The sequence below is a fragment of the Kribbella sp. genome (assembly GCF_035655035.1).
Lineage (GTDB): Bacteria > Actinomycetota > Actinomycetes > Propionibacteriales > Kribbellaceae > Kribbella.
This window is the reverse complement of sequence record NZ_DASRVN010000527.1, coordinates 1-5409: the sequence shown is the minus strand read 5'-3', so window position 1 is coordinate 5409 and position 5409 is coordinate 1. Positions and strand designations below refer to the sequence as shown.

At 69.1% G+C, this 5409-nt stretch carries 6 protein-coding genes; 2 read left to right on the top strand and 4 right to left on the bottom strand.

The features are described 5' to 3' along the window. A partial coding sequence (locus VFF46_RS28755; protein WP_325040353.1) for an AMP-binding protein occupies positions 1–614 on the bottom strand: 614 nt, incomplete at its 3' end. 394 nt (positions 615–1008) lie between these two features. Between VFF46_RS28755 and VFF46_RS28750 the strand changes: the two genes are divergently transcribed. Both VFF46_RS28750 and VFF46_RS28745 read left to right on the top strand, forming a co-directional pair. Continuing rightward, entirely contained in the window at positions 1009–1551 is a 543-nt protein-coding gene (locus VFF46_RS28750; RefSeq protein ID WP_130384882.1) for a sigma-70 family RNA polymerase sigma factor, read from the top strand. A 205-nt stretch (positions 1552–1756) separates the two neighbouring features. After that, positions 1757–2887 (top strand): DUF5667 domain-containing protein, encoded by a 1131-nt coding sequence (locus VFF46_RS28745; protein ID WP_325040352.1) that lies wholly within the window; start codon positions 1757–1759, stop codon positions 2885–2887. 250 nt (positions 2888–3137) lie between these two features. On the opposite strand, the gene VFF46_RS28740 is transcribed toward VFF46_RS28745, so the two are convergent. From VFF46_RS28740 to VFF46_RS28730, 3 genes are read right to left on the bottom strand one after another with little or no spacing between them, the layout of a single operon-like run. Continuing rightward, positions 3138–4232, bottom strand: coding sequence for a lysophospholipid acyltransferase family protein (locus tag VFF46_RS28740; RefSeq protein WP_325040351.1), 1095 nt, complete (start codon positions 4230–4232; stop codon positions 3138–3140). Continuing rightward, the gene (locus VFF46_RS28735; protein ID WP_414673101.1) at positions 4225–5217 is read right to left on the bottom strand and encodes an NAD-dependent epimerase/dehydratase family protein; all 993 of its coding nucleotides are present in this window, start codon (positions 5215–5217) and stop codon (positions 4225–4227) included. Before VFF46_RS28735 ends, VFF46_RS28740 begins: the two co-directional genes overlap by 8 nt. Positions 5218–5269: 52 nt before the next feature. Beyond that, entirely contained in the window at positions 5270–5371 is a 102-nt protein-coding gene (locus VFF46_RS28730; RefSeq protein ID WP_008356322.1) for a 30S ribosomal protein bS22, read from the bottom strand. Positions 5372–5409: the final 38 nt, after the last annotated feature.

Below are 5409 nucleotides of genomic sequence, written 5' to 3'. Positions count from 1 at the left end.
GCGACCGCCCAGCCGAGGACCGCGTTCAGGCCGAACGCGTGGAACATCGGCAGCACCCCGAGCACCACGTCCTCGGGGCCCATCCGGTCCTCGCCGAGCTGGGTGAGGTTCTGCACATTCGCCGAAAGTGCCCGATGGGTGAGCATCGCGGCCCGCGGATCTCCACTGGTTCCGGAGGTGTACAGCAGCACCGCGAGCGACTCGGGATCGATCGGCGGCGGTAACGGAGCGTCACCCTGGAGCTCGTCCGGGGCCACCGTCCGGACGCCCTCGACCCGGTCCGCGAGGACCGCGTCGACGATCGCCAGCCGGGCCCCGGAGTGCTCCGCGACGGTCCGCAGCTCGGGCTTCGTGAGCCCGGTGTTCAGCGGTACGGCGACCAGTCCGGCGCGAAGAACGCCCAGGTAGGACGTGACGAACTCGATGCTGTTGGCAACCAGGAGAAGCACCCGGTAGCCGGGCACCAGGCCGGCCGCGGCGAGCCCCTGCGCGGTCCGGTCGACGGCCTGGTCGAGCTCGCTCCAGGTCAGCCGCCGATCCCCGTCGACCAGCGCGGGACGCCCGCCGTGACGTTGCGCTGTGTCACGAAGGATGTCCGCGAAATTCACGTTCACCAGGTGAGTCTGTCACGCCCGGGATCCGGGCCGGGAGCAACCAGTCTGCCCAGAACGGTTGCAGCGGAGCGTGACCACCGATATACAGGTGACTTCGCGGCCGAGCTTCTGTCGAACCTCACACTGCAGAAACCCGTCCGCGCGGGGACCCTCATGCGCGATGTACCAACCCCCGACAGCAGGCTGCTCCGTTTTGCACCGGACGCAGTCCGCTGGCGCATTCGTGACCATCGGACCGGACGGAAGGCGGCACGCCCCAGCCTGTTGACAGCACGTGCTCATGCGGTAACGCTCTGTGCTGATCCAGTTACTGAGGCCATTCGCGGATGTGTCGAACGACGTGTCAGTCGAACGGGGAGACAACTTGACCACGCCGGAACCAAGTCCGGACGGGATGCGACGAGCGGAGCTCGTCGATCGCGCCCAGGCCGGGGACGTCGGTGCCTTCGGTGAGCTGTACGACGAGTACTCGCTCACCGTCTATCGCTACATCTACGCCCGGGTGTCGTCATCGGCACTCGCCGAGGACCTGACCAGCGAGACGTTCGTCCGGGCGCTGCGCGCGCTGGACTCGTTCCGCTGGCAGGGCCGGGACTTCGGCGCCTGGCTGGTGACGATCGCCCGGAACCTGATCACCGACCACTACAAGTCCGGCCGGGTCCGGCTCGAGGTGGTCACCGACGAGATCGAGACCCACGACCGGCAGACCGAGGGCCCGGAGATCGACGTACTGGCCGCGGCCACCGCGGAGGTACTCCGGGACGCGGTCGCCGGCCTGCCCGACGAGCAACGCGACTGCCTGACGATGCGGTTCTTCGCGGGCCTGTCGATCGCCGAGACGGCCAAGGCGCTGGAGAAGTCCGAAGGCGCCGTCAAGCAACTGCAGCTGCGGGCCGTCCGGCACCTGGCGAAGGTTATCCCCAAGGACTTGAGATGAGGCGGATGACAACGAACGTCTTTCGTAACCCGTCAGGGAGTTACCTCGTTTGCCTGGTGAGGACCTGTCGGTGACCCCGACTGGCCATTGAGGAGAACGAGAACTCATGAGTGACCTACACAGGGCTCGAGCGCGCGCGGAGGCATTCGCGCACGCCGTCGATCACGGGCCCCGTCACTCCGCGCGACTGGGCGACGATCCAGAGTTGCTGGAAGCTGTGGAACTGGTCGGACGGCTGAGGACCGCCGGCGCAGTTGCACCGCGACCCGAGTTCAGTGCCGAGCTGCGGCACCGCCTGATGGAGCAGGCGGCGGCGCGGGCGGCGACCACTGCGACTCAGCTGACGGTGCACACGGCACCAGACGACTCGGACGACCCGCCGGGTAGCGAGGACGTTGGCGCGTCCGTGACAGATATCCGCCGCCGCCAGGGCCGGAAGATCCGGTTGGTGGCATCGACTGCCGCGCTGGTGCTGCTGGGAGGTGGCATCGGTTCCGCTGCTGCCGCTCAGCAGGCGATGCCCGGCGACACCTTGTACGGGATGAAGCGCAGCATCGAGAACGTGGCGACCAATGTGGGTGTCGGCGACGACTCCCGCGGCCGGCGCGACCTCGAGCATGCGATGACCCGACTGTCCGAAGTCCGCGAGCTGACCGACAACGGCGGTTCGGCGGGCACCATCAACGCGACCCTGGACGACTTCTCGGCGCAGGCCCGCAAGGGCGTGTCCCGGCTGCTCGCGTCGTACCAGCAGAACAGCGACGCGAGCTCGATCAGTGCGATCACGTCGTTCATCACCAGCGCCCGCCAGGCCTTGGTGGGAGCGACGCCGAACCTGCCACCGGAGTCGTTGAAGTCCGGTGTCGAGGCGCTGGCCACGATCGAGCAGCTGGCGCAGCTCACCACGGCCGCGTGCCCGAAGTGCGATGCGCCGAAGCCGGCCGCCGGAGCGCCGAGCACCGGCAATGCCAACACCAACCATCCGAACCGCACCACCCCCGGCGTGAACGAGCCGAGCGACCCGGTCAAGGCCGCGTCGTCGACCAGCCCCAAGGCCTCGGCGACGATCCCGACCCCGGTCAACCCGGCCTCGACACGGCCCACCGTGCCGCCGAAGGTGCCCAACACGACGATCGTCGAGGAGTCCACCGCTCCGCCGCCGACCGCCCTGAAGACTCCACCCAAGCCGTCGTCGTCAAACTCGCCGATTGCGACGCCCACGGTGCTGCCTTCCAAACTGCCGTCGACCACACCGTCGTGGCCCTGGCCGTTCCCGCCCACACCGCTGATCAACATCCCGGGTCTGATCCAGACCCTGTTCCCACCCTGGAAGTGACACCCACCCCGCAGCCCCCGGCCCGAACCCGCGCCGGGGGCTGCGTGGTCCCCCAGCCCCTCCCACACAGGTGGGGGTGTCCGGCTCTTCTGCTGCAGGCGTGGGTGGTTCGGGCTGCCCCCTGGCATCACTCAGAAGAGCCGGATATCCGTTGGTGTTGAGGGTTCTCCCCTCGTACAAGAGCAGAGAACCCTCAACACGAGCGGATATCCCCTCCTGCGCGGGGAGGGCGTACGCGGGAGGTGCAGGGTTAGAAGAAGACGCTGCGGCGTTGCATGAGGAGGGTGTAGAGGGTCTGCTGGATGGTTTCGCGGACCTGGTCGGTGACGTTGAAGACCAGCATCGGGTCGTCCGCGGCGCCGTCGGGGAAGTCGTCGGTACGGATCGGTTCGCCGAACTCGATCAGCCACTTGGACGGCAGCGGGATCAGGCCGAGCGGGCCGAGCAGCGGGAAGAACGGGGTGACCGGGATGTACGGGACGCCGAGCAGCCGCGCGAGCGAGGCGATGTTGCCGACCAGCGGGTAGATCTCCTCGGCGCCGACGATCGAGCACGGCACGATCGGTACGCCGGTGCGCATCGCGGCGCTGACGAACCCGCCGCGGCCGAACCGCTGCAGCTTGTACCGCTCCGCGAACGGCTTCCCGAGGCCCTTGAAGCCCTCCGGCCAGACGCCGACCAGGTTGCCCTGCCGGAGCAGCCGCTCGGCGTCGTCGTTGTTCGCCAGCGTGGCGCCGCCCTTGCGGGACAGCTCACCGACGAACGGCGTCTGGAACACCAGGTCGGCCGCGAGGGTCCGCAGCGGCCGGCCGGTGTGGTCCGCGACCACCACCTGGGTGACCAGCCCGTCGAGCGGCATCGTGCCGGAGTGGTTCGCGACGATCAGCGCGCTGCCGTCGGTCGGGATGTTCTCGATTCCCCGGACCTCGACCCGGAACCACTTCTCCACCATCGGCCGCAACATCGGCAGCAGCACCTGGTCGGTCAGCTCCGCGTCGTACCCGAACTCGTCGAGCTCGTACTCCCCCGTCAGCCGCCGCCGCAAGAACGCCAGCCACTCCGCGACCCGCCGTTCCCCGTCCGCCCCGAACGTCCCGCGGACCGCCCGCTCGAGCGCCCCGAAGTCGAGCCCGGTCTCGGTCGGCCGCTCCTCGGTGTACGCCGGTGACTCGGCGACCGGTTCTTCAGGCTCGGCAACCGGCGGCTGGGTCTTGCGGGTGCTCTTCTTCTTGCGGGCGTTCGGCCCGGCGAGGGTGCGGGCCGCGGCCGACGGCGTCGTACGGCGGCCGGTGCCGCGGCCGGGGCGGCCGGCGGCGCCGATGGGGATGATGTCGGCGTCAGCCACGGAGGGCTCCCAGGGCGGCGGTGAGCAGGCCGGAGGCGTGGGTCATCGCGCCGGTGCCGAGCGAGCGGCGGAAGTCGTCGAACGCCTCCGCGGTCGTGTACTTCGGCTCGAACCCGAACTCGGTGCGCATCCGCGTCGTGTCCACGCCCCGCCCGTACGTCAGGAAAGTGATCTGGTCCGGCGAGAAGTCCGCCAGCCGCGCGCGCCGCACGACAGCCGCCGTACTGGACGCCGTGAACGACGGCAGCCGCAGTGTCGGGCGGCCGAGCCGGCGGATCGCCTGGGACAGCGACAGTACGCCGTCACCGGCCAGGTTGAACGTCCCCGGCAGGTCGTCGACGGTGGCATGCCGGATCGCCTCGACGCCGTCGTCCTCGTGCAGGAACTGCAGGCGCGCGTCGTACCCGAACACGGTCGGTACGACGGGCAGCCCGAAGTACCGGGTGATCGGTGAATCGGTCTTGGGGCCGATCCAGTTCGCCATCCGGAGCGTGCTGACGCAGACGTCCGGGCGGCGCCGGGCGAATCCCCGCACGTACCCCTCGACCTCGACCGCGTCCTTGCTCAGCCCGTGGTGATGGATCGCCCGCGGCGCCATCTCCTCGGTGAACATCGCCGGATCCCGCGGACCCGCGCCGTACACCGTGGTCGAGGACTTCACCACCAGCTTCGCCACGCCCGGCGCCTTCTGGCAGGCGGCGAGCAGCTGCATGGTGCCGATGACGTTGATCTCCTTCATCGACGACCGCCCACCGGCACTGCCGGGGGTGGCCACGACGCCGGTGTGGACGACCGTGTCCACGCCCTCGGCGGCGATCACCTTGGCGATCACCGGGTTACGGATGTCGGCCCGGACGAACCGGACCTTGCCGAGTTCCGCGCGCGGCGGCACCACGTCGACACCGATCACGGTGCCGATCGACGGGTCCTCGGCCAGTCTCCGGGCACAGCGAGCACCGGCGTCCCGCGAGACGCCGGTCACCATCACCACCTGTGCCACGAGCTACCCCCAGCCGGACCGGGCGCGGCAGAAGTACTTACTTACCGAGCTTGCGGCGCTGCACCCGCGTCTTCTTCAGCAGCTTGCGGTGCTTCTTCTTCGCCATACGCTTACGGCGCTTCTTGATCACGGAACCCACGTCTGACCATCCAAACTCAAAGAGAACGTCGGCAAAGC

Bases quoted from the DNA above. Each gene is read 5' to 3' on its own strand.
- VFF46_RS28750 (WP_130384882.1), top strand. From the start codon at position 1,009: ATGCGACGAGCGGAGCTCGTCGATCGCGCCCAGGCCGGGGACGTCGGT.
- VFF46_RS28735 (WP_414673101.1), bottom strand. From the start codon at position 5,217: ATGGTGACCGGCGTCTCGCGGGACGCCGGTGCTCGCTGTGCCCGGAGA.